The sequence below is a fragment of the Streptomyces sp. WZ-12 genome, assembly GCF_028898845.1.
In the GTDB taxonomy this organism is placed as follows: Bacteria; Actinomycetota; Actinomycetes; order Streptomycetales; family Streptomycetaceae; genus Streptomyces.
In genome coordinates, this window is the sequence record NZ_CP118574.1 from 6,047,677 (window position 1) to 6,069,416 (window position 21,740).

General features: G+C 72.7%; 17 protein-coding genes, 3 tRNA genes and 1 pseudogene. 10 read left to right on the top strand and 11 right to left on the bottom strand.

The features are described 5' to 3' along the window. The first annotated feature begins 79 nt into the window (after positions 1-79). From PV796_RS26130 to PV796_RS26150, 5 genes are all read left to right on the top strand, one after another. Positions 80-1,450 (top strand): deoxyguanosinetriphosphate triphosphohydrolase, encoded by a 1,371-nt coding sequence (locus PV796_RS26130; protein WP_274915830.1) that lies wholly within the window; start codon positions 80-82, stop codon positions 1,448-1,450. Positions 1,451-1,718: 268 nt separating this feature from the next. Then, the gene (locus PV796_RS26135; protein ID WP_274915831.1) at positions 1,719-2,981 is read left to right on the top strand and encodes an NAD(P)/FAD-dependent oxidoreductase; all 1,263 of its coding nucleotides are present in this window, start codon (positions 1,719-1,721) and stop codon (positions 2,979-2,981) included. A gap of 9 nt (positions 2,982-2,990) precedes the next feature. After that, positions 2,991-4,016, top strand: coding sequence for a threo-3-hydroxy-L-aspartate ammonia-lyase (locus tag PV796_RS26140; RefSeq protein ID WP_274915832.1), 1,026 nt, complete (start codon positions 2,991-2,993; stop codon positions 4,014-4,016). A gap of 78 nt (positions 4,017-4,094) precedes the next feature. Next, a complete protein-coding gene (dnaG, locus tag PV796_RS26145) occupies positions 4,095-6,002 on the top strand; it encodes a DNA primase (protein WP_274915833.1) in 1,908 nt (635 codons plus the stop codon). A gap of 189 nt (positions 6,003-6,191) precedes the next feature. Continuing rightward, complete coding sequence (locus tag PV796_RS26150) at positions 6,192-7,556, top strand: sigma-70 family RNA polymerase sigma factor (RefSeq protein ID WP_446750700.1); 1,365 nt, start codon at positions 6,192-6,194, stop codon at positions 7,554-7,556. Between the two features lie 16 nt (positions 7,557-7,572). Here PV796_RS26150 and PV796_RS26155 read toward each other — a convergent pair whose 3' ends face one another. Further along, the gene (locus tag PV796_RS26155; protein ID WP_274915835.1) at positions 7,573-9,024 is read right to left on the bottom strand and encodes an FGGY family carbohydrate kinase; all 1,452 of its coding nucleotides are present in this window, start codon (positions 9,022-9,024) and stop codon (positions 7,573-7,575) included. A gap of 66 nt (positions 9,025-9,090) precedes the next feature. Continuing rightward, entirely contained in the window at positions 9,091-9,390 is a 300-nt protein-coding gene (locus PV796_RS26160) for a YtxH domain-containing protein (RefSeq protein ID WP_274915836.1), read from the bottom strand. 213 nt (positions 9,391-9,603) lie between these two features. Here PV796_RS26160 and PV796_RS26165 point away from each other — a divergent pair. From PV796_RS26165 to PV796_RS26175, 3 genes are all read left to right on the top strand, one after another. Continuing rightward, a tRNA-Asn gene (locus tag PV796_RS26165) sits at positions 9,604-9,676 on the top strand. Positions 9,677-9,681: 5 nt separating this feature from the next. After that, positions 9,682-9,754, top strand: a tRNA-Asn gene (locus PV796_RS26170). A gap of 178 nt (positions 9,755-9,932) precedes the next feature. After that, a tRNA-Ile gene (locus tag PV796_RS26175) sits at positions 9,933-10,009 on the top strand. 416 nt (positions 10,010-10,425) lie between these two features. Here PV796_RS26175 and PV796_RS26180 read toward each other — a convergent pair. Together PV796_RS26180 and PV796_RS26185 are read right to left on the bottom strand one after the other, a co-directional pair. Next, complete coding sequence (locus tag PV796_RS26180) at positions 10,426-11,301, bottom strand: glycosyltransferase family 2 protein (RefSeq protein ID WP_274915837.1); 876 nt, start codon at positions 11,299-11,301, stop codon at positions 10,426-10,428. Between the two features lie 133 nt (positions 11,302-11,434). Further along, complete coding sequence (locus PV796_RS26185; protein ID WP_274915838.1) at positions 11,435-12,226, bottom strand: MBL fold metallo-hydrolase; 792 nt, start codon at positions 12,224-12,226, stop codon at positions 11,435-11,437. Between the two features lie 470 nt (positions 12,227-12,696). On the opposite strand from PV796_RS26185, the gene trxA reads away from it, so the two are divergent. Beyond that, positions 12,697-13,095 carry a thioredoxin gene (trxA, locus tag PV796_RS26190; RefSeq protein ID WP_274915839.1) on the top strand — a complete coding sequence of 133 codons (399 nt, stop codon included), beginning with the start codon at positions 12,697-12,699 and terminating at the stop codon, positions 13,093-13,095. 64 nt (positions 13,096-13,159) lie between these two features. Continuing rightward, entirely contained in the window at positions 13,160-13,756 is a 597-nt protein-coding gene (locus tag PV796_RS26195) for a histidine phosphatase family protein (RefSeq protein WP_274915840.1), read from the top strand. An 89-nt stretch (positions 13,757-13,845) separates the two neighbouring features. On the opposite strand, the gene mreB is transcribed toward PV796_RS26195, so the two are convergent. From mreB to PV796_RS26230, 7 genes and pseudogenes are all read right to left on the bottom strand, one after another. Continuing rightward, entirely contained in the window at positions 13,846-14,877 is a 1,032-nt protein-coding gene (gene mreB, locus PV796_RS26200) for a rod shape-determining protein (protein ID WP_274915841.1), read from the bottom strand. 432 nt (positions 14,878-15,309) lie between these two features. Then, a complete protein-coding gene (locus PV796_RS26205; protein WP_274915842.1) occupies positions 15,310-15,942 on the bottom strand; it encodes a hypothetical protein in 633 nt (210 codons plus the stop codon). Further along, complete coding sequence (locus PV796_RS26210) at positions 15,926-16,765, bottom strand: FkbM family methyltransferase (protein ID WP_274915843.1); 840 nt, start codon at positions 16,763-16,765, stop codon at positions 15,926-15,928. Before PV796_RS26210 ends, PV796_RS26205 begins: the two co-directional genes overlap by 17 nt. Positions 16,766-17,022: 257 nt before the next feature. After that, positions 17,023-17,217: pseudogene (locus PV796_RS26215) on the bottom strand (Trm112 family protein); the annotation flags it as partial. A gap of 1,067 nt (positions 17,218-18,284) precedes the next feature. Then, positions 18,285-19,025 carry a DMT family transporter gene (locus PV796_RS26220; protein ID WP_446750631.1) on the bottom strand — a complete coding sequence of 247 codons (741 nt, stop codon included), beginning with the start codon at positions 19,023-19,025 and terminating at the stop codon, positions 18,285-18,287. 347 nt (positions 19,026-19,372) lie between these two features. Continuing rightward, the gene (locus PV796_RS26225; protein ID WP_274915844.1) at positions 19,373-20,161 is read right to left on the bottom strand and encodes a class I SAM-dependent methyltransferase; all 789 of its coding nucleotides are present in this window, start codon (positions 20,159-20,161) and stop codon (positions 19,373-19,375) included. Positions 20,162-20,730: 569 nt separating this feature from the next. Beyond that, entirely contained in the window at positions 20,731-20,985 is a 255-nt protein-coding gene (locus PV796_RS26230) for a hypothetical protein (RefSeq protein ID WP_274915845.1), read from the bottom strand. Between the last annotated feature and the right edge of the window lie 755 nt (positions 20,986-21,740).

A 21,740-nucleotide genomic window follows, 5' to 3' on the forward strand; every position in this document is an offset into this window, starting at 1 on the left:
CGTATTGCACCGTCATGACCGGGTGCTGCACGCGTACCGGATCCGACATCGAGGGCAGAGACAGAGCTACCGTCGCTGTATGACGGGCACACCATCGGCCACCGGGCCCCGCGGCGGCCACGACCCGCGCGCACAGTTCCCCGGCTACACCGCCGCGGACGCCGAACGCTGGGTCCCCGAACCGGACAAGCGCCCCGGACGCACCGCCTTCCAGCGCGACCGCGCCCGGGTCCTGCACTCCGCTGCGCTGCGCCGCCTAGCCGGCAAGACCCAGGTCGTCACCCCCGGCAGCGCCACCCAGGACTGGGACGCCAGCCCGCGCACCCGGTTGACGCACTCCCTGGAGTGCGCCCAGGTGGGCCGCGAATTGGGCGCCGCCCTCGGCTGCGACCCGGACCTCGTGGAGGCCGCCTGTCTGGCGCACGACCTCGGCCACCCGCCCTTCGGGCACAACGGCGAACAGGCGCTCAACGAGATCGCCGCGCCCTGCGGCGGCTTCGAGGGCAACGCCCAATCGCTGCGCCTGCTGGCCCGTTTGGAACCCAAGCGGTTCGTGCCCGCCTCGGACGGCGGCGCCCCCGTCAGCGTCGGGCTCAACCTCACCCGCGCCACCCTGGACGCCGCCACCAAGTACCCCTGGCCGCGCGGCGGACACCCCGACGGGCCGACCGCCGCCAAGTTCGGCGTCTACGCCGACGACCTGCCGGTGTTCGCCTGGTTCCGGCAGGGCGCCCCCAGCGCCGCCCGCAGCTTCGAGGCGCAGGTCATGGACTGGTCCGACGACGTCGCCTACTCGGTGCACGACGTCGAGGACGGGCTGCACGCCGGCCACTTGGACCCCAATGTGCTGCTCGCCGACCCCGAGCGCGCCGAGATCTTCGCCCTCGCCGCGGAGCGCTACGCCCCGGGCGCCGACGAGGCGGCCCTCGCCGCCGCTCTGGACCGCCTCCTGGACCAGGCGTGGTGGCCGCACGGCTACGACGGCACCGCGCTCGCCCAGGCCCGCCTCAAGGACGCCACCAGCCAACTCATCGGCCGCTTCTGCCTGGCCGCCGAGACCGCCACCCGGGACCGCTTCGGACCCTCCGGAAGCCGAACGGGCCCCGGGGGAGCCGGCGAACGGCTCACCCGGTACGCCGCGGAGCTGGTGGTTCCGGCCGAAACCCGGCTGGAATGCGCCGTTCTCAAGGCCGTCGCCGACCGCTACGTCATACAGCGCCCGGACCAGGAAGCGCTCCGCGCCGACCAGCGCGTGGTGATCGCCGAACTCGCCGAGGCGCTGCTCGCCCGCGCCCCCGACGGCCTTGACCCACAGTTCCGTTCGCTGTTCGAGGCGGCCGGCGACGACACCGCCAGGATGCGCGCCGTGATCGACCAGATCGCCGCGCTCACCGACGCCTCGGCGCGTAGTCTTCACGCCCGCCTCACGCGTCCCCCTGGTAACGGTTAGGGCAACCCTGGGTGACCCTTGGGGGGCAGCCCCTCTTCCCCCCTCACGCTCCGTGCGGGACCCTCGTCCACGCACCGGCGCAACGGAACCCGAAGACCGCCCGGCGCATCAAGGCAACGACACACCAACAGAGCGACACACCAACGAAGCGATGCGTCAAGGAAGCGAGGAGGAAACGGGGAGCAGCGCATACGGGGGCACCAACGGGGGGCATCAACGGGGGCGTTCACGGACGCGGACGTACGGCACCGCAACGAGGAGGAAGCAAGTGGTCGACGCACACCAGACGTTCGTCATCGTCGGGGGTGGACTGGCCGGGGCCAAGGCCGCGGAGACACTCCGCGCGGAAGGCTTCACCGGCCGGGTGATCCTCATCTGTGACGAGCGCGACCACCCCTACGAGCGCCCCCCGCTGTCCAAGGGGTACCTGCTCGGCAAGGACGAGCGGGACAGCGTCTTCGTCCATGAACCGGCCTTCTACGCCCAGGCCCGGATCGAGCTCCACCTGGGCCAGCCCGCCGTCCACTTGGACCCCGCGGGCCGCACCGTCCGGCTGGGCGACGGCACCCTGATCGCCTACGACAAGCTGCTGCTGGCCACCGGCGCCGAACCCCGCCGCCTGGACGTCCCCGGCACCGGCCTGGCCGGCGTGCACCACCTCCGCCGCCTCGCCCACGCCGAACGGCTCCGCGGTGTGCTCGCCTCCCTGGGCCGCGACAACGGGCACCTCGTCATCGCCGGCGCCGGCTGGATCGGCCTCGAAGTCGCCGCCGCGGCCCGCACCTACGGCGCCGAGGTCACCATCATCGAGCCCGAGCCGACGCCCCTGCACGGCATCCTCGGGCCCGAACTCGGCGCCCTGTTCACCGACTTGCACGGCGAACACGGCGTCCGCTTCCACTTCGGCGCGCGCCTGACCGAGATCGTCGGCCAGGACGGCATGGTGGTCTCGGTCCGCACCGACGACGGCGAGGAACACCCCGCCCACGACGTGCTCGCCGCCATCGGCGCGGCCCCCCGCACCGCCCTCGCCGAACAGGCCGGCCTGGCCGTCGTCGACCGCGCCGACGGCGGCGGCATCGCCGTCGACGCCGCGCTGCGCACCTCCGACCCGTACATCTACGCCGCCGGCGACGTGGCCGCCGCCGACCACCCCCTGTTGGACACCCGGCTGCGCGTCGAGCACTGGGCCAACGCCCTCAACGGCGGCCCGGCGGCCGCCCGCGCCATGCTCGGCCAGGACATCAGCTACGACCGCGTCCCGTACTTCTTCTCCGACCAGTACGACCTCGGCATGGAGTACTCCGGCTACGCCCCGCCCGGCTCCTACGACCAGGTCGTCTGCCGCGGCGACGTCGCCAAGCGGGAGTTCACCGCCTTCTGGCTCCACCAGGGCCGCGTGCTGGCCGGCATGAACGTCAACGTCTGGGACGTCGCCGGGCCGATCCAGCAACTCATCCGCTCCGGCGCCCCGTTGGACCCCGACAAGCTGGCCGATCCGACCATTCCGCTGACGGCCCTGCTGACGTAGCGTGCCCGTATGAGCGAAGGCCCCACCCGCCCCACCGGTCCCGCTGACAGCGACCCACCGGTGGTCGACGACACCGGCGCCCCGGCCGTCACCCTCGACGACGTCCGGGACGCCGCCCGGCGACTGGCGGGCGTGGCCCACCGCACCCCGGTGCTGCGCTCGCGCACCCTCGACGCGCGCACCGGCACCGAGGCGTTCCTCAAGTGCGAGAACTTCCAACGCATCGGCGCCTTCAAGTTCCGCGGCGCCTACCACGCCCTGGCCCGCCTCACCCCCGAGCAACGGGCCCGCGGCGTCGTCGCCCACTCCTCCGGCAACCACGCCCAGGCCCTCGCCCTCGCCGCCCGCGAACTCGGCACCCACGCCGTCCTCGTGATGCCTGAGGACGCCCCGCGCAGCAAACGGGACGCCACCGCCGGCTACGGTGCCGAGATCGTCAGCTACGACCGCTACACCCAGGACCGCGCCGCCGTCAGCGGCCGCCTCGCCCAGGAGCGCGGCCTGACCCTGATCCCCCCGTACGACCACCCGCACGTCATCGCCGGACAGGGCACCGCGGCGCTGGAGCTCATCGAGGAGACCGGCCCGCTCGACGCCCTCCTGGTACCCGTCGGCGGCGGCGGGCTGATGGCCGGCTGCGCCACCGCCGCCACCGCCCTGGTCCCCGGCATCCGCATGATCGGCGTCGAGCCCGAGGCCGGCGACGACACCCGCCGCTCCCTGGCCGCCGGCCACCGCGTCACCATCCCGGTGCCCCGCACCATCGCCGACGGCCAGGCCGTCGACACCCCCGGCGCCCTGACCTTCCCGATCAACCAGCGGCTGGTCGACTCCGTGGTCCTGGTCACCGACGACGAGATCCGCGCCGCCATGGCCTTCGCCTTCGAACGCCTCAAGATCGTCATCGAGCCCAGCGGCGCCACCGGCCTCGCCGCCCTGCTCGCCGGCCGTCTGGACCCCCTCCCGGCCCGCACCGGCGTGCTCGTCTCCGGCGGCAACATCGGCCTGCCGCGCTTCCTGGAACTGCTCGGCTGAGCCGCCCCACCACCGATGAAGATCCGCTGCGGGGTCCGCCCGCCGGGAGCTGTCGTACCTCCCCCGTAGAATTCACCCGTGGCAGGCAGGATCAACGATGACGATGTGAAGGCGGTGCGGGACGCGGTCCCGATCGACGCCGTCGTGTCCGAGTACCTCCAGCTCCGCAACGCCGGCGGTGGCAATCTCAAGGGCCTGTGCCCCTTCCACGACGAGAAGTCCCCCTCCTTCCACGTCAGTCCCGCCAAGGGGCTCTACCACTGCTTCGGCTGCCAGGAGGGCGGCGACACCGTCGACTTCATCATGAAGATCGACCACCTCTCGTTCGCCGAGACCATCGAGCGCCTCGCCGCCCAGGCCGGCATCACCCTCCGCTACGAGGAGGGCGGCTACACCCCCGGCCGCCAGCAGGGCGAGCGCACCCGCCTCGTCGAGGCCCACAAGGCCGCCGCCCAGTTCTACACCGAGCAACTCGACGGCCCCGAGGCCGAGATCGCCCGCAGGTTCCTCGCCGAGCGCGGCTTCGAGCAGGCCCACGCCCAGCACTTCGGCATCGGCTACAGCCCCGCCGGCTGGGACCACCTCACCCGCTTCCTGCGCGGCCGCGGCTTCAGCGACAAGGAGCTCGTCCTCTCCGGCCTCGCCCAGGAGGGCCGCCGCGGCCCCATCGACCGCTTCCGCGGCCGCCTGATGTGGCCGATCCGCGACATCTCCGGCGAGGTCGTCGGCTTCGGCGCCCGCAAGCTGCGCGACGACGACAACGGCCCCAAGTACCTCAACACCCCCGAGACCCCGCTCTACCGCAAGTCCCAGGTCCTGTACGGCATCGACCTCGCCAAGAAGGAGATCGCCAAGACCAACCGCGCGGTGGTCGTCGAGGGCTACACCGACGTCATGGCCTGCCACCTCGCCGGCGTCACCACCGCCATCGCCACCTGCGGCACCGCCTTCGGCGAGGGCCACATCAAGATCCTCCGTCGGCTGCTGATGGACAACTCCGGCTCCGAGGTGGTCTTCACCTTCGACGGCGACGCCGCCGGCCAGAAGGCCGCCCTGCGCGCCTTCGAGGACGACCAGAAGTTCGCCGCCGAGACCTCCATCGCCATCTCCCCGGGCGGCATGGACCCCTGCGACCTGCGGCTGGCCGAGGGCGACCACGCCGTCGCCACCCTCGTCGAATCCCGCACCCCGCTCTTCGCCTTCGCCCTGCGCTCCATCGTGACCCGCTACAACCTCGACACCGAGGAGGGCCGGATCGCCGCCGTCGAGGAGGCCGTCCCGGTCGTCGCCGCCATCAAGGACCGCGGCCTGCGCGACCGTTACGCCATCCGTCTCGTCGGCCTCGTGGGCATCACCAGCCAGGCCGAGGAGCAGGCCATCGTCCGCCGGGTGCGCGGCCTGGCCCGCAGCCGCGACGACCGGTCCCCCCAGGCCCCCGCCCGCGCCGCCGCCCGCGGCCCCGCCGGCCCCACCGCGCCCGCCCCCACCACCCAGCAGCGCGGCCCGGCCCTCAACCTCCGCAGCCCCGCCCGCATGGTCGAGCGCGAGCTGCTCAAGCTGGCCCTCCAGCGCCCCGACCTGGTCGCCCCCACCTTCGACGCCTACGGTGCCGACGAGTTCACCGCGCCCCCGTACGCCGTGGTCCGCCAGTGCATCCAGGAGGCCGGCGGGGTGTCCGCCGCGGACGCCGACTACACCGCCCGCATCATGGACGCCGCCCCCGACGACACCATCCGCTCCATGATCACCGAGCTCTCCGTCGAGCCGCTGCACACCCGCCGCGACCCCGATCCGGCCTACGCCGGTGAGCAGTTGGTGCGCGTCCGCATGGCCGCCGTCGACGCCCGGATCGCCAGCCTGGAGGGCGCCGCCCGCCGCTGCGAGCTCCTGGGCGACCACGAGGGCGCCGCCGCCGTCCACAAGGAAGCCTGGGTCCTCCAGCAGTACGGCCAGACCCTCCGCGAACGCGGCGCCGCCGCCCTCTAGGGCGTATTGCCCTGTGAGGCCAGGGCCGGCCCCGGCCAAGGCCCGTGCGCCAGGCCCCAGTTGCTCCCGCCCCACCCGCACCCCGGGCCCCGCTGCCCCCGCCCGGAACCTCCGGGTAGCGAACTGGTCACGGACCGGACTCAAAAAGTGCCCGCACGCCCCTCGTGCGGCCACGTGTCGTACTCCACACTGAGGAGCGGTGCCTCACGTCCCCGGAGCGCGGCGCATCCGCCCGCACGCCCCGCCATGCGGTCCGTGAGCCCCCGCGCAGCCGCTCGTGACGCGGGGCGGACGCGGCGGCTCGGTCGCCTCCGCCCCGGTCCTCGTGCCGCCCCAGCCGCGATCATCCTGGAGGTCGCCCCCGTGCAGACCCGGACCCTCTCCGCCGCACCTGCCGGCGGCGCACCGACCGCACCACCTGATACCGGCCTCTTGACCGTGCCGGTCACCGTGCCCCAACAGCCCGAACCCCCGGCCGCCGAACTCCTCACCACGGAACCAGCCCAGGACCCGCCCGAACCCTCCGCCTCACGGGACACCGGGGACACGGAGGGCGCCGGAGACATCGTGGCCACCGGAGACACCACGGCCACCGAGGACACCAGCGACACCGAGGACGCCGCCCCCCGACCCGACACCGGCGGCCCCTCCTCCGACCTCTTCCGCCAGTACCTCCGCGAAATCGGCCGGATCCCCCTGCTCAGCGCCGCCGAGGAGGTCGACCTGGCCCGCCGCGTCGAGGCCGGCCTGTTCGCCGAGGAGAAACTCACCCACACCCCCGACCTCGACTCCCAACTCGCCCACGACCTCGACACATTGGTCGTCCGCGGCCGCATCGCCAAGCGCCGCCTGATCGAGTCCAACCTCCGCCTGGTGGTCTCCGTCGCCAAGCGCTACGTCGGCCGCGGCCTGACCATGCTCGACCTCGTCCAGGAGGGCAACCTCGGCCTGATCCGCGCCGTCGAGAAGTTCGACTACGCCCGCGGCTACAAGTTCTCCACCTACGCGACCTGGTGGATCCGCCAGGCCATGTCCCGCGCCCTCGCCGACCAGGCCCGCACCATCCGCGTCCCCGTCCACGTCGTCGAACTGATCAACCGCGTCGTCCGCGTCCAGCGCCGCATGCTCCAGGAACGCGGCTACGAACCCACCCCCGAAGAGGTCGCCGCCCACCTCGGACTCACCCCCGAACGCGTGACCGACGTCCTGCGGCTGGCCCAGGAACCGGTCTCCCTGCACGCCCCCGTCGGCGAGGAGGACGACGTCGCCCTCGGCGACCTCATCGAGGACGGCGACGCCGCCTCACCCGTCGAGACCGCCGCGTTCCTGCTGCTCCGCGAACACCTCGACGCGGTCCTCTCCACCCTCGCCGAACGCGAACGCAAGGTCGTCCAGCTCCGCTACGGCCTCGTCGACGGCCGCCCCCGCACCCTGGAGGAGATCGGCCGGATCTTCGGCGTCACCCGCGAACGCATCCGCCAGATCGAGTCCAAGACTCTCGGCAAACTCCGCGACCACGCCTTCGCCGACCAACTCCGCGGCTACCTCGACTGACCGGCCACCGGCCCGCTCAGCCCTCCCGCTGGAACGCCCCCGGATGCGTCTCGTCCCGCACCGCCACGTACTGCTGCCGCACGGCCTGCCACACCGGCAGCTGGTCACCCGGCTCGAAGACCTGGCTCGCCGCCGCCGGCCACCGCGGCGGCTCCGGGTACGTCGCACCGCCCTCCGCACCGGCGTGCGCCACCTGCCACGCCCACGCCGCCTGCCGGGCCGCGCCCAGCGCCGCGTACTCGGCCGGCTGCGGCACCACGACCTGCGCCCCGAACAGCCCCGGCGCGGCCACCTGCACCGCACCCAACTCCGCCGCCGCCCCCAACAGGAACACCCGGCGCACCGCCACCCCCCGCCCGCGCAGCACGTCCAACGCGTCCGCGAGCCCGCACAGCATGCCCTCCACGGCCGCCCGCGCCAGATGCTCCGGCTTCATGCTCTCCCGCCGCATCCCGTGCAACGAGCCCGCGGTGTGCGGCAGATGAGGCGTCCGCTCGCCCTCCAGATACGGCAACATCACCATCCCGTACGCCCCCGGCGACGACGTGAGCGCCAGCTCCGACAGCCCCGCCAGATCCGTCCCCAGCATCTCCGCCGTCCCGCGCAACACCCGCACCGCGTTGGTGGTGTGCACCACCGGCAGATGCCGCCCGGTCGCGTCCGCGAACGACGTGATCGTCCCGCTCGGATCCGCCAACGCCTCCTCATGGATGGCGAACACCGACCCCGAGGCCCCCAGCGACACCACCGCATCGCCCACCCCGACGCCCAGCCCGAACGCCGCCGCCATCGTCTCGCCGGTCCCCGCCGAGATCAGCAGCCCCTCCGGCGTGAAACCCGCCGTCCCCGACGGCCCCAGCACCTCCGGCAACCGCACCTGGTGCCCGAGCGCCAGCTCCACCAGATCCGGCCGGTACGCGCCGCTCGCCGCCGACCAGTAACCGGTCGTCGAGGCCCCGCCCCGATCCGTGGTCCGCCGCGCCGGCCGCCCCAGCAACTGCCACGCCAACCAGTCGTGCGGCTGCATGACCTCTGCGATCCGCGCCGCCTGCGCCGGCTCGTTCCGCGCCAACCACCGCAACTTCGTCACCGGGTGCTGCGCCTGCGGCACCGCCCCCACGGCCTGCGCCCACGCGGCCCGCCCGCCCAGCGCATCCACCAGGTCAGCCGCCGAACTCTGCGCCCGCTTGTCGTTGCCCACCAGCGCCGGCCGCACCGGATCGCCCTCGACGTCCAACGCCAGCAGACCACCCTGCTGGGCCGAGACCCCGATGGCCTGCACGCCCTCCAGCAGCCCGTTCCCCGCGGCCTCCCCGAGTGACATCAGCCACGCCTGCGGATCGGCCTCCGGCCCCTTCTCCACGGGGTGCGGCGCGTACCCCTGCCTGATGACGGCACCCGTGTCCGCATCGCAGACGACGATCCGTGTGCTCTCGGACGAACTGTCCAACCCGGCGACTATCCCCATGGCCCCAGATGATGCCCCATGCCGACCACGGGGAAAGCGTCAGGGTTTGCCCGCCGCCCCCCGAACTCACGTATTGCTGGTGCCCCAGTCGTCCTCGTCGGCCGCCCGCTGCTCCCGCAGCGACAGCACCCGCTCCGCCACCGGCCCCGGCAACCGGTCCCCGACCTTCTCCGACACCGTCGCGAACGCCTTCGACGCGACCTGCCGCCCGCCCAGCGCCGCCGCCTCGGCGGTGTTCCGCACCGCCGGGTTCTGCGCGATCCGCTGCGCCCCCTTCCGGAGCTGCTCGTACCGCTCCCGCCCGGACCGGGTGCCGAGCACGTAACCCACCGCCAGTCCCGCGACGAACGTGAGCCGGTAGCGCATCGCTCCACCTTTCCCTTGCCGCTCGATCCCGTCGGTGCCGGCCGGCACCGACGCCGGGCTGGGCACCTGCCCACCGGCACGGACCACCCGCGGAAGAGCTGGTGGCGGTACCGATTGGCGGAGCACCCCCCTGCTTGCGCTAATGTATGTGTCGCAGCGAGCGCACGCCGTCCGGAGCCCCGGACAGCGATGCATTCGAGGCAAGCAGAGCAATCCCCTGTAGCTCAATTGGCAGAGCAGCCGGCTGTTAACCGGCAGGTTACTGGTTCGAGTCCAGTCGGGGGAGCTCAATCCCCTGTAGCTCAATTGGCAGAGCATTCGGCTGTTAACCGGAGGGTTACTGGTTCGAGTCCAGTCGGGGGAGCAGAGGAACGAGGACCCCGGAAGGGGTCCTTTTTCTTGCGTTCGGGAACCGAACCCCGCCTGATCCCAGTCCTCTTGGGCGTGCAAGGTCGCCCGACGGCAGCCCGCACGGGCAGCAGATCGTATGAGCGGCTATGCTGCGGCAGACGGCGCGCACAAATGTGCGCGACGCGCCGTGAGGGGCGGTAGCTCAGCCGGTTAGAGCAGCGGACTCATAATCCGTCGGCCGTGGGTTCGAGTCCCACCCGCCCCACCACGGACCCCGGCGCAGAAACCTTGTGCCTGCGCAAACACCAAGACGGTGGTCATCGCACGAAGCGGTGACCACCGTCTTTGCGTTGCGATCGGGAACGCGGGGGTCTACAGGGGGCGGGCGTCCAACGCCTGGCCCGCGGGTCGGTGTCCGCGGGTGCCGGGCGCGCCTGTGCGGCGATGTCGCGCCCCGCGGGACCGGAGGGGGGCTTCGGGGTGGCCGGGGCGCCGTCAGGTGCGCGTCGGGGCGCCGGGCGGTTCCGTCGGTCGTGGGCGTCGATTCCGGCGACGTTGGGCAGCGGGCGCCCGAAGAGCGGGGCCCGCAACGCCCGGTGGGCGGCGAGGGGCCGAAAACCCCCTCAGGGGCGCCCACTTGGTGACGGAGCCCGCAGCCACGGCCCGGCGAACCGCCGGCGCCGGCTAGATGATCGGCGGGCGGCCCAGGCGCGTCATGCGCCACACCGTGCGCCAGCGCATCGGGCGGCGGCGGCCGCAGGGGGTGCGAACCCCCTCGGCGAAGCCCGCGGCCCAGGCGCGCAGGCCCGCCACCGAGCGGCCGCGGACGACCGTCAGCGCCGCCCAGACACCGAGGTACACGGGGACGAGGACGGCCGGCAGATGGCGCTTCGCCAACCAGACGCGGTTCCGCGCGACCATCCGGTGGTAGACCGCGTGCCGGGTCGGCGAGGTGTACGGGTGCTGGAGGACCAGCTCCGGCGCGTAACGGATCCGCCAGCCGTCGTCCAACGCCCGCCAGGCCAGATCGGTCTCCTCGTGGGCGTAGAAGAACTCGTCCGGCCAGCCGCCGATCCGGTCCAGCATCGGGACGGAGAGCGCGTGCCCGCCGCCCAGGAACGTCGTGACCAGCCCGCCCTGCTGCGGATCGCCGACCCGCAGGCGCGGGACGTGACGGCGCTGGGTGCGGCCCAGTTCGTCGGCGATGCGGAAGCTGACGATCCCCAACTCCCGGTCACTCTCGTACAGTTCCGCGAGCCGGCTGAAGACGTCCGTGCTGATCAGCAGCCCGTCGTCGTCCAGATCGACCACCACGTCCAGGTCGCCCAGCTTGCGCAGCTCGTCCAGGGCGACGTTCCGGCCACCGGAGACGCCCAGGTTCTCGCTGAGCGAGACGCCGGTCACGCCCTCGGGCAGCGGCGGCAGCGGCGAGCCGTTGCCGACGACCACGATGTGCGTCGCGGGGAGATCCTGCTTCGCCACCGAATCCAGCAGGTCCCGGAGTTCGGCGGGGCGGTTTCCCATGGTCAAGATGGCGACGCCTACGCGCAACTGACGCACAGATGAACACTCCGTTCTTGGCGGTCTCTTCAGCGATGCTAGCCGTCACCGCAGACCACTTCGCACCACGACGCAGGCCCCGCGACGTTCCGTTGGCCCCCGACCGGCCGGCCGACGGGCACCGCGTCGGAGCTCAGCCCCGCGGGGCGTTGGAGCCGGCGAGGACGCTCGGACGGGCGGCGAAGGCCACCTCCGGACTGAACCGCTCCGCATAGCCGTCGGCCAACGCGCGCAGCGCCGCCGCCCCGTCACCGTAATACGACGAGCCGTGCATCACCGCCAGCGTCCGCGGGGCGAGGTGCGCCAACGACCGCATGGTCTCCACCGCCGCCGTCAGGCACGACGTCTGGCGGAACGTCTCCTCCGCGGCCAACGCCGGCTCCACCAGGTCGTGATCGGTCACCGGCGGGCCGTCGCCGAGCTGGGTGAACAGGTCGCCGCACAGCAGCGTGCCGGTGGTCTCCTCGAACAGCACCCGCGCCTCCCAATTGTGCGGCACGTGCGGGGTGTTGAGGTGCAGCACCCGACGCCGGAGCACCTCCTTGCCACCCAGGTCGAGCGTCTCGCCGTGCGCCAACGGGCGCGGCGGCCGGTCGGCGAGGTCGTTCAGCGACACCAGGCACCCCTGGAGGCCGTGCGCCACCTCGGCGCGCGGCGCCGCGGCCAGGAACGCGTTCATCGCCCCGCACTCGTCGGCCTCCACATGCCCGAACGCCAGCCAGCGCAACTGATCCACCGGCACGATCCGACCCACGGCCTCCGAAACCCTCGGGAAGAGGTGCCGCATGCCCGTGTGGAAGAGGAGCGGCTCCTCCGCATCGATGAGGAACTGGTTGAACGTGAAGCCCGCGGGCCCGGCCACATCGGGAACGAAGGTGGAGATCCGGTAGATCCCGTCGGCGATCTCATCGACGCGCGTCTCCATACGGCCGCGCCTCCTTCCGGAGCGCCCCCGTCCATCGTAGGGCGCGGCGGCGGGCCGGGCCGGGCGTGCAGACGGGAGCGGACGGCGGCCGGAGGGGGCGCGCACGTCGCGGGGGACGTGACGTCGGCCACGGGACGTCTAGGACGGTGTGGGGTGGGCAGGGGAGCGGGACGGTTCGGACCGAACGGCTGGAGGGCCGGTGTGCGGAATACCGCATGGATTGCTCCCGTTACGCAAGGTGTGACGGGACGCCGGACGCCGGCCGGGGCGCCCGCGGATGCCGTGGGCACGGCCGGTGCGGACGCGCTCCGGTCGGGGCGTAGCGTCGTACCCCGACACCGGGCCCGCACCGGAATCGACCGCAGAGCCGCAACCAGCCACCGCACCGAACCAGCCACACCACCACAGCCGTCCTCGAAGGCCGAAGCGGCAACGCGCCAAGGCCCCGACCCCGGAAGCAGGGAGCGCTTATGAGCACCGTGGAACTCACCAAGGAAAACTTCGACGAGATCGTCTCCGGCAACGATTTCGTGCTGATCGACTTCTGGGCCGAATGGTGCGGCCCCTGCAAGCAGTTCGGGCCGGTCTTCGAGCGCTCGTCCGAGAAGCACGACGACCTGCTCTACGCCAAGATCAACACCGAGAAGGAGCCGGAACTCGCCGCCGCCTTCGAGATCCGCTCCATCCCCACCCTGATGATCGTCCGCGAGAACATCGCGGTGTTCGCCCAGCCCGGCGCGCTCCCCGAGACCGCCCTGGAAGACGTCATCGGCCAGGCCCGCGCCCTCGACATGGAAGAGGTCCGCGCCTCGGTCGCCGAGGCCCAGCAGGCACAGGGCGGCAACGGAGAGCAGGCGCAGGGCGAGTGACCGGGCGAACCACCAGCCGGCGCGCGCCGCACGCGGGCGAGGGCGAGCGAAACGAGCTCCCGGCATGAGCGAGCTGCTGCTGGTCCGGCACGGCGAGACCGAGTGGAGCCGCGACGGCCGCCACACCAGTTGGACCGACCTCCCGCTCACCGCCAACGGCGAGGAGCAGGCCCGCGCGCTACGGCCGCTGCTCTCCGGCCGGAAGATCGCGCAGGTCTACGCCAGCCCCATGACGCGCGCCCTGCGCACCGCCGAACTGGCCGGCCTCCCCACTCCACAGATCGTCGATGACCTGCGGGAATGGGACTACGGCGGCGACGAGGGCATCACCACCGCCCAGATCCACCGCAGCAGACCCGACTGGTACCTCTTCGACGACGGCGTCGCACCCGGACCGGCCGACCACCCCGGGGAGTCCCCCGAGGAGGTCGGCGCCCGTGCCGACCGCGTACTGGCACTGGTCGCCCCCCACCTGGAGACCGACGAGGGCGACGTGGCGCTGGTCGCGCACGCGCACTTCCTGCGCGTACTGACCGCCCGCCGCCTGGGCCTCCCGCCCGCCGCCGGCGGCCTGTTCACCTTCGGCACCGGCGCGATCGGCGTCCTGGGCACCGAACACGGCCGCCCGGCGGTGGTCGCCTGGAACGCCCGCAGCCTCTGAGCGACGGGGCCGGCGGGAGCGGGCCCGGACCCGCGGGCCGAGCGCTCCCGCGGCTTCGCCTACCGGCCGCGCAACGAGCCCTGCCCCACCTACGGCGCCAACGGGTCGAGATGCAGCGGCTGCACCTTGCCCTCGATCATGGCGCCCAGTCCCTGCACCGCGCAGGTGCCCGGCTGGTCCGCGATGTGCACCGGCATCGACGTGGCCTCGTGGATCATCGGCTCCAACCCCGGGATCAGCGCGCTGCCGCCCGCCAGCATGATGCCGCGCTCGCCCAGGTCGGCGACGAGGTCCGGCGGGCAGCGGCGCAGCACCGCCCCGATGCCGTCCAGGATCGCCGTCAGCGGAGTGATGATCGCGCGCCGCACCCGCTCGGTGTCCACGTGCACGGACCGGGCGAGCCCGCTGACCACGTCCCGCCCGTGCACCTCCGTGGAGCCCGGGGCGAGTTCGCCGTCCCCGGACAACATCAGGTGCAGCGGACGCGACGACTGGTTGGGCAGCATCAGATCGTGGTGCAGCCGCAGGTGCTGGATCACCGCGTGGTCGATGGCGTTGCCGCCCACGGGAACGGTCTCGGCGGCCACGATCGAACCGAGCGAGAGCACCGCGACCTGCGTGGTCCCCGCACCACACACCACGATCATCGTCGCCTCCGGCTGCTCCACCGGGAGCCCGCAGCCCACGGCCGCCGCGACCAGCGTGTCGACCAGTTCGACCCGGCGGGCGCCCAACCCGGTCAGGGTCTCCACGGCCGCCCGCTGCGCCAGCGGCTCACTGCCATACGGGAGGCACACCGCGGCCCGCATGGAGGGACGCCGCCGCCAGGTCTTGCGCAGCTTGTCGCCGACCAGGTGCCGCAACAGCCGCTGAGCCATGTCGATGTCCACGACCGTCCCGTTGGAGACCGGCCGGACGACCCGGATGTAGTCGGGGGTGCGGCCGTCCATCACCTCGGCCTGGGCGCCCACGGCGAGCATCGAGCCGGTGCGGGTGTTGACCGCGGCGACGGTCGGTTCGTCGACGACCAGCCCTTGGTTCTTGACGTAGACCCTGGTCCGGGCGGCGCCGAGGTCGACGGCGGCCGAGCAGCGGCGCAGTTGGGCGAGGCTGATGGTCATGGTGGATTCCTCCCCGATGGGCCGATGGGAACGTCCCCGGTGGGCCGGTACTGGGTTACGAGCGCCCGCACGTGAGCGCTCGTGCGCCATCCTCCGGGCCGCCAACCGCCCCCGCGCGCTGAGCGCGTCCGGTCGGGGGACGGGGGTGGGGAGGGGGAGTTGGGGCGGCCGCGGGGCCAAGGGGGAGCAGCGGCTCCGGGGCTTCGTAGCGCAGCGGTCTGACGGCTCCGTGGCTCGGTGGGCCGGGAGGCCGGGGGCCGGGGCCGGAAGGGCAGCGGGCAAGTGCTGCGCAGCGCTCGGCGGCTCTCAGTGGCGATATGCGACCAGGTGTGAGGAGACGTGACGAGTCGTCAACCCTGTTTCACCGCCGATCCGGTGCGGGCGCCCGTGAGGCGTTGAGGCGTTGAGGTGCTGGGGCGATGTCCGTCCCGTTTAGGCGTTGGCCGGCCCGTCGACGTCGGCCCGTCGCTGGTAGAGGCCCCAGGTGAACTCGGCGATGACGTTCTGTGGGGCGCCGTCCGGGTCGGGGGCGGTGCAGGCCAGACGCCAGCGGGTTGGGGCGCTGCCCTCCATCGGGCGGGCCGGGGCGAAGGCGCGGGCGACCTCGTCGACGGTGCAGGACCACGGGGCGAGGTCCGCGGTCGTACGGAGCTCCGGGCCGGCGGCGCCCGGAGCGCGTACGAGCCAGGCGTTCCAGGCGCTGCCCCCGGGAGCGGTGAGGACCTCGAACCGCAGATCCGGCCAGAGGGGGACCGGCCAGGTGAGCGCCTCGCAGGTCAGATCGCCGATCCGGCGGGTGGTGACGGCCTCCGGTGCGCCGAGCAGTGCCCGGTAGGGCTGGATTCCGGCGCGGGCTCGGGGGCTGTGCATCCGGGCCTGCCAGCGGCGGTTGGCCTCGCGCATCTGCGCCCGGGAGACGCCGAGTTGGCGGAGGGCGTCCTCGACGAGGGTCGGGTGGTGGTCGGCCATCCGACGCAGCAGCACGAGTTGGAACGCGAGCGGCCCCGGCAGGTCGGAGGGGGCGGCGGAGCCGGTGGGTGGGTCGTTGTCAGTGGCGGGGTTCATGATGGACATGGTCGCGGATGGCGGCCGGGGGAGATGCCGAGGCAGCGACCGGCGCGGTGTGAGCGGAGCCGGGCCGGGCGCCGTCGGGGAGGAAGAGCACGGAATTGACGTAGCGGCGGTGCGGGGCGAGGGAACGCCTCAGCAGGCCGTGTTCGGCGAGGTGGGAGGTGTGGGACTGATGGGTGGACAGATCGAAGTCGGCCAGCGGCAGCCAACGGTCGCGTGGCAGGACCCAGCCGCAATATCCGCGGGTGGCCGTCCACTCCAGCACGGGCGCGAGCGGCTGAATGCGGGTCTCCAACTCCACGAAGAGCGCGGGGTGTTCGCGCTCGATGGTGCGTGCCGCGCCGCGTAGGGTGGCCAGTTCTCCGCCGTCCACGTCGATCTTGATGAGGGTGACGGCGGTGAGCCTCAGCGCGTCCAGAGGGAGGCAGGGCACGTCCAGGGTGACGGAGTGCACGTCGCGGCGTACGAGCGAGGAGACCCCGCGGTCGCCGCGGCCGTCCGGGGGCAACCAGAGCGTGGCGCAACCGGTGTGGTCGGTGGCCGCGGCGGATACGACGTCGACGTGCGCGGGGGTGACGGAGGCGAGCAGGCGGGCCAGGTGCGGGACGGGCTCGACGGTGACGACGCGGTCCGCGCGCCGCGCCAGGCGCAGGGTCCACGGGCCGTACCAGCCCCCGACGTCCACGGCCGTGCCGCCGGCCGGGCAGAAGTCGTCCAGCCGGGCCAACTCCGGTTCGAACCGCGGGTAGAGCCCGGCCGCCAGCGCCGACACCAGGCGCCCCGGTAACCAGCGCCCCACCCGCGCCGCAAGCGTCATGACCCTGCTCCCGGACTTGACCCCGAACCCGACCCCGAACCTGAACCGTGTGCCACCCCCGGCCCGGTCTTGCTTCCGGTCTTGCTCCCAGTCTCGGTGCTGGTCCCGGTCCCGGTCTCGGTCCCGGTCCCGGTCTCGGTCCCGGTCCCGGTCTCGGTCTCGGTCCCGGTCTCGGTCCTGGTGCCGGCCTCGGCGCCGGCCCCGGTCCGCGCCCCGGACGCCACCCCGGTCCCCTCGTCCTCGCGCGCCCGTATGCTGCGCACCAGCCGCTCGTGTTCCGCGTCCGAGACCTGTTCGCCGGAGGACGGCAGTAGTTGCGGTATCCCGTCGAGGATCGGATAGCGCCGCCGCAGCCGCGGGTTGTAGAGCGCTTCCTCGGAGGCCAGCAACATCAACGGCCCCTTGTCGATCGGGCACGCAAGAATCTCCAACAGTGGATCGTCAGCCTTCACGACGCGCCCCTCCTTCCGCCCACTCCCCGCTCGACCACACCGACCCCCACCACACCAACGCCATCCTCAACCTCACCATCGATCAATCAGCTCCTTCCTCGCTCGTCCTCGCTCGCTTGATGGTCGACTTGCGTGGTGCTCGATGCGCCAAGGGGTCCGCGTCCGACTGCCCACACCGGCCGCCGCGCCCGCGGGCCGGGTTGGGCGGCACCTGATCCCTGGCTGACGCTTCTCACGCCCTCTCATGGAGTCGGTTGCTTGTCGTGCTTGTCGTGCTTCTCGTGCTTGTCGTGGATGTTGTGCTTCTTGTGCTTGCCGTGCTTCTCGTGCCGCGATTCCTGTCTCTCGGGTCGCTCACACCTCTCACTCCCCTTACCTCTCCCGCATCTCTCGCACCACTCATCTCTCTTGCTCCTCTCACGAGTCACGCGGATCCTCCCGCGCTAGCCGTCCCTTTCGGCCGCCTAATTGCCTGGCCTGACGGCTGGTTGACGTGTGGGGAGGTTGGTCGTCTCTGACGGATGACCTGGTGGTCCGGGGCGGCCCGGGCGGGGGCTTGGGCCCGGGCTTCGGGGCAGGTCTGGGCGTGGCTCTTGATGCTGGAGGTGACGTTGGGTGCGCAGTTGCGCCGTTCGGAAGCGCGCGGGTGTGGGGACTCGGCGGGGGGCCGGGTGTGTGATGGGTCGGCGGCTTGGGCGGGCGGAGTGGTGGCTCCGGCGCGCAGGCCGGTGGTAGCGCGGGGACGTGCGGCGGCGGCCGCAGCGCGGTGGCGCGCGGGGGCAGCGGATTGGGGGCGGGCGGGGGCGCTGGCGCGAGGGCGTGTGGGGCGGCCGGAGAAGGGAGTTGAGCCGGAGAAGGGAGTTGAGGGGGCGCCAGTGGGGCGGCGGCTCGGCTGGGCGGGGCGGGGGTGGGGTGGTGGGGGCGTGAGGGGTCCTCGTGGCGGGGGAGGACCAGGAGGATCGTTAGGGCCAGGGCCGTGCCGCCGAGGCGTAGGGCGAGGCGGAGGGGGGCGCCGGGTAAGGGTTCGCCGAAGGCGAGGGTGCCGCAGGCGATGGTGAAGACGCAGGTCACCGTGGTGCAGACGGGACGATCACCGAGGCCCGGCAGCGCTGGAGGGCGGTCTGCGACAGGACCAGGCCGGTGACTCCGGTGACGAGGAGGAGGTAGGGGTAGGGGGAGCGGAGGAGGGCAAGGGCGGCGGCGGGAATGTTGTGGAAGGTGAGCAGGCCGGAGACGCCCTTGATGGCCAGGGAACTGACGCCGTAGAGGAGGCCGATGGCCACGCCGTAGGAGACGCCGGCGGTTGGTAGGCGGTGGCGGCGTCGGGCGCGGAGTTCCGCCGAGCGGTGCAGGAGGAGCCCCGCGGTCAGGGACGGCACGGCTATCGCGAGCAGGGTTGCGGGGGGCGCGGTGCGGGCGATGGCCTGGGCGTCCTCGTTCCGGAGGGAGGCGACGACCAGGCCGAGGGCGACCAGGATCGCCGCCATGCTCTGCCGCTCGCGGCCGCTGGTTCGTTCGCCCAGTACCACCGAGGACATGAGGAGCAGCAGGACCAGGCCCGAGATGAAGATGCCTTGGGCGGCGGCTATGGGGAGGGCGCGGTAGACGGCGAGTTGGGCGGCGAAGCCCGCGGCCAGGGTGAGTGAGCCGGCGAGCCACAGGGGGCTGTTGAGGAGGTGGCGTATGAGCAGGGCGGGGCGGCGGGTGCTGAGCGGGGGGAGTGTGGCGAGGGCGCGTTTCTCCAGCACGAAGCCGGTGCTGTAGAGGACGTTGGCGAGTAGCGCGGATGCCACGCCCCACCAGAGCATGGGCCTGCCTCCTTCCCGTTTCCTGGGTTACCTGTTTCTGCAGCTGGATTACCTGTTCCTGCGGCTTGTTCCCGCAGCTTCCTGGGTTGCTTGTTCCTGCTGCTTCTTGGGTTGTTTGGCTGTCCTGTTTGGGCGTTACTCCCTCCTCCCTCCTTCTTCTCCCTCCTTCTTCCGGTTCCGGTGGCTGTTCCTGTGTTCCTTTGACCGCTCCTGTTCTCGATCTGCTTCGGCTTGGCTTGGTGTGGTTGAGGGGGCTGGACTTGGTGGACTGGCTTGGTGGTTGGGGGCGTTGGGGCGGGGCCGGGTGGGCCTTGCGGGGGCCTCCTTCCTTGCTGTTTCGGCAACGATTACGGAGGGTGGTTTTGTTCCCACGGATTGTTATGGGGCGCGATTAGTGATGAAGGGGTGGGGATGGGGGCGGTGGGGCGGGCGTGGGCCAGGAGGATGGAGGCGAGGGAGGGGGCGTGGCAGGCGGCGCGGTCGAGGGGGCGGAGGGGGCGGGGGACGTCGTGGTACGGGGCGCCGGCGATGCGGATGACGTCGAAGCCGGATGCGGTGAGGAAGGCGCGGAGGGCGCGGGCGGTGTAGAGGCGCAGGTGGCCGACGACCTGGGTGCCTGGGCGGCCGTGGATGGCGCGCAGGCTGACCTCGGAGAAGACGGGTTGGACGCCCGCGAGCAGGAGGCCGCGGTTGTACCAGGCGGCGAGGTTCGGGGTGGAGAGCAGGAGGTGGCCGCCGGGGCGGAGGACGCGGCGGAGTTCGTCCAGGGCGGCGTCCGGGTCGACCAGGTGCTCGATGACCTCGCTGAAGAGGACGGCGTCGGCGGAGCCGGTGGCGAACGGCAGCCCACCGTCGGTGAGTTCGCCGCGTACGACGTGGCGGAGGCGGGTGGCGGCGCGGCGGAGGGCGTCCTGGGACCAGTCGACGCCGATGATGCGGTGGTCCCCGAGGGCGTCCGCGGCGGTGGCGGCGGCGGTGCCGTCGCCGCAGCCGATGTCCAGGACGGTGGCGGGCGGCGCCCCGGCGCGTACCGGGCCGAGGGCGCGCGCCAGGAGTCGGGCCTGGCGTCGGCTGCGGGCGGGGCCGGAGGCGACCGGTACCGCGGGGTTCTCGTAGAAGTTCTGCAGGGCGGTCATGGGGTGGCTCCTTCGGCCGGTGGGCCGGCGCCTTCCGCGGGTGACCGGTTGGGTGGGGACTCCGGTTGCGGCCGGGCTGGTATCGGTGGTGGCCAGGAGGTTCGCGGTGGTGGCGGTGGTGGCGGTGTTGGTCGGGCGGATTCCGGGGCCGGGGGTCGAGTGGATTCCGGTGGTGGTCGGTTGGCTTCCGGTTCAGGGGGCCAAGTGGGGTCCGGTGAAGGCCGGTTGGCTTCTGGTTGTGGGGGCCGGGCGGTGGCGGCGAGGGAGGAGCGGAAGAGGTCCAGTAGGCGGGCGGCGGCCGCGTCGTCGACGAGGGCGCGGGACCAGCGGAGGGCGAGGTGGATGCGGTCGCCGTCGCTGGTGGCCGCGGCGGTGATGCTCAACCCGCGGGGCATCCGGGCCGGGGCGGAGAACCACACCGCGGTCGCCCGGCCGCCCTCGGCGCCGAAGTCCAGGGGATAGGGGATGCGGCCGATGTTGGAGAGAAGGGCGGTGGGCGCCCAGGGGCGGCGAGGGCGCGCAGGGCTCGGTGAGGGCGCGGCGCGCGCCGATGGGGAGCGGGAGGGCGGTCAACAGGGTTCCGGCCAGGCCGAGTTGTGGTCTCGGGTGGATTTCAGGGCGCGGGTGCGGGCGGCCGTGTGGTGGAGGAGGTCGGACGGGGTGGGGGCGTCGCCGGTTCTGGGTGGGGCGGGGAAGTGGACCGGGGCCAGGCGGGTGCCGTTGCCGATGGGCATCTGGGGGCCCCGCGGCCGGTCGTCGATGGGCATGGTGATGACGACGGGGGCGGTGGGGCGGTCGTGCCGGGCGTTCCAGTGGGTGGTCATCAGGTAGGTGGCGACGAGGAGTTGGTCGTTGATGGTGTAGGGGGCTTGGGTGCCGGTGGGGTGTGGGGGCGGGTGGGCAGGGGGAGGTGGGTGAGGAGTATGCCGTTGCCGGGGAGGGGAGGGTGGCGTCGGTGAGGCTTCTTTGCGGGTTCGTTGGTGGGGTGTTGGAGGGGGGCTGAGTGGGAGGGGGCGATGTGGGCGGGGCGGATGAGGGGGTTGGGGCGGGCGAGGGGAATGGAGGGGCGGGGGTGTGGTGGGAATGGGGAGTGGTGGGTGGGGCGGGGTGAGTGTGTCCATAGAGTTCGGCGGTGGTGGCGAGGATGCGGAGGGCGGCGGGGCCGTCGAGTGCGGTGTGGTGGGCGGTGAGCAGGAGCACCGTGCCCTGGGGAGGGGCTGGTTGGGGGTCGGTCGTGGTGGGGTGTGTGGGTTCGATGACCTCTAGGCGCAGTGGTGGTGCGGAGTCCAGGGGAGGGCAGTCGGTGAGCGCCCGGGACCGGGCGCGGGCGAGGGCGTCGGGGCCCGGGGGCGGGAAGACGACCGGGTCCGTGTCGGGGGTGGGGGTGAGCTGCCACCAGTAGTGGCGGTGCCACCAACGGGCCGGTACCTGGCGCATCAGGACGCGGGGGTGGCGGGCGAGCGCCCGGTGGAACGCGGTGCGCAGCCGGGCGTGGTCGAGTCGGCCGGGGAGGTGGACCTCTACGTGGACGGTCTCCGGTTCGTCGTCCTCCAGGCAGTGGCGGGAGATCTCGTCGACG

What these genes read in the sequence shown, in the direction of transcription:
- PV796_RS26205 (WP_274915842.1), bottom strand. Translation starts at nt 15,942, where the DNA reads ATGAACCCCGCCACTGACAACGACCCACCCACCGGCTCCGCCGCCCCC.
- PV796_RS26225 (WP_274915844.1), bottom strand. Translation starts at nt 20,161, where the DNA reads ATGACCGCCCTGCAGAACTTCTACGAGAACCCCGCGGTACCGGTCGCC.
- PV796_RS26140 (WP_274915832.1), top strand. Translation starts at nt 2,991, where the DNA reads ATGAGCGAAGGCCCCACCCGCCCCACCGGTCCCGCTGACAGCGACCCA.
- PV796_RS26130 (WP_274915830.1), top strand. Translation starts at nt 80, where the DNA reads ATGACGGGCACACCATCGGCCACCGGGCCCCGCGGCGGCCACGACCCG.
- mreB (WP_274915841.1), bottom strand. Translation starts at nt 14,877, where the DNA reads ATGACCATCAGCCTCGCCCAACTGCGCCGCTGCTCGGCCGCCGTCGAC.
- PV796_RS26230 (WP_274915845.1), bottom strand. Translation starts at nt 20,985, where the DNA reads ATGACCACCCACTGGAACGCCCGGCACGACCGCCCCACCGCCCCCGTC.
- trxA (WP_274915839.1), top strand. Translation starts at nt 12,697, where the DNA reads ATGAGCACCGTGGAACTCACCAAGGAAAACTTCGACGAGATCGTCTCC.
- PV796_RS26185 (WP_274915838.1), bottom strand. Translation starts at nt 12,226, where the DNA reads ATGGAGACGCGCGTCGATGAGATCGCCGACGGGATCTACCGGATCTCC.
- PV796_RS26210 (WP_274915843.1), bottom strand. Translation starts at nt 16,765, where the DNA reads ATGACGCTTGCGGCGCGGGTGGGGCGCTGGTTACCGGGGCGCCTGGTG.
- PV796_RS26220 (WP_446750631.1), bottom strand. Translation starts at nt 19,025, where the DNA reads ATGCTCTGGTGGGGCGTGGCATCCGCGCTACTCGCCAACGTCCTCTAC.
- PV796_RS26195 (WP_274915840.1), top strand. Translation starts at nt 13,160, where the DNA reads ATGAGCGAGCTGCTGCTGGTCCGGCACGGCGAGACCGAGTGGAGCCGC.
- PV796_RS26155 (WP_274915835.1), bottom strand. Translation starts at nt 9,024, where the DNA reads ATGGGGATAGTCGCCGGGTTGGACAGTTCGTCCGAGAGCACACGGATC.
- PV796_RS26160 (WP_274915836.1), bottom strand. Translation starts at nt 9,390, where the DNA reads ATGCGCTACCGGCTCACGTTCGTCGCGGGACTGGCGGTGGGTTACGTG.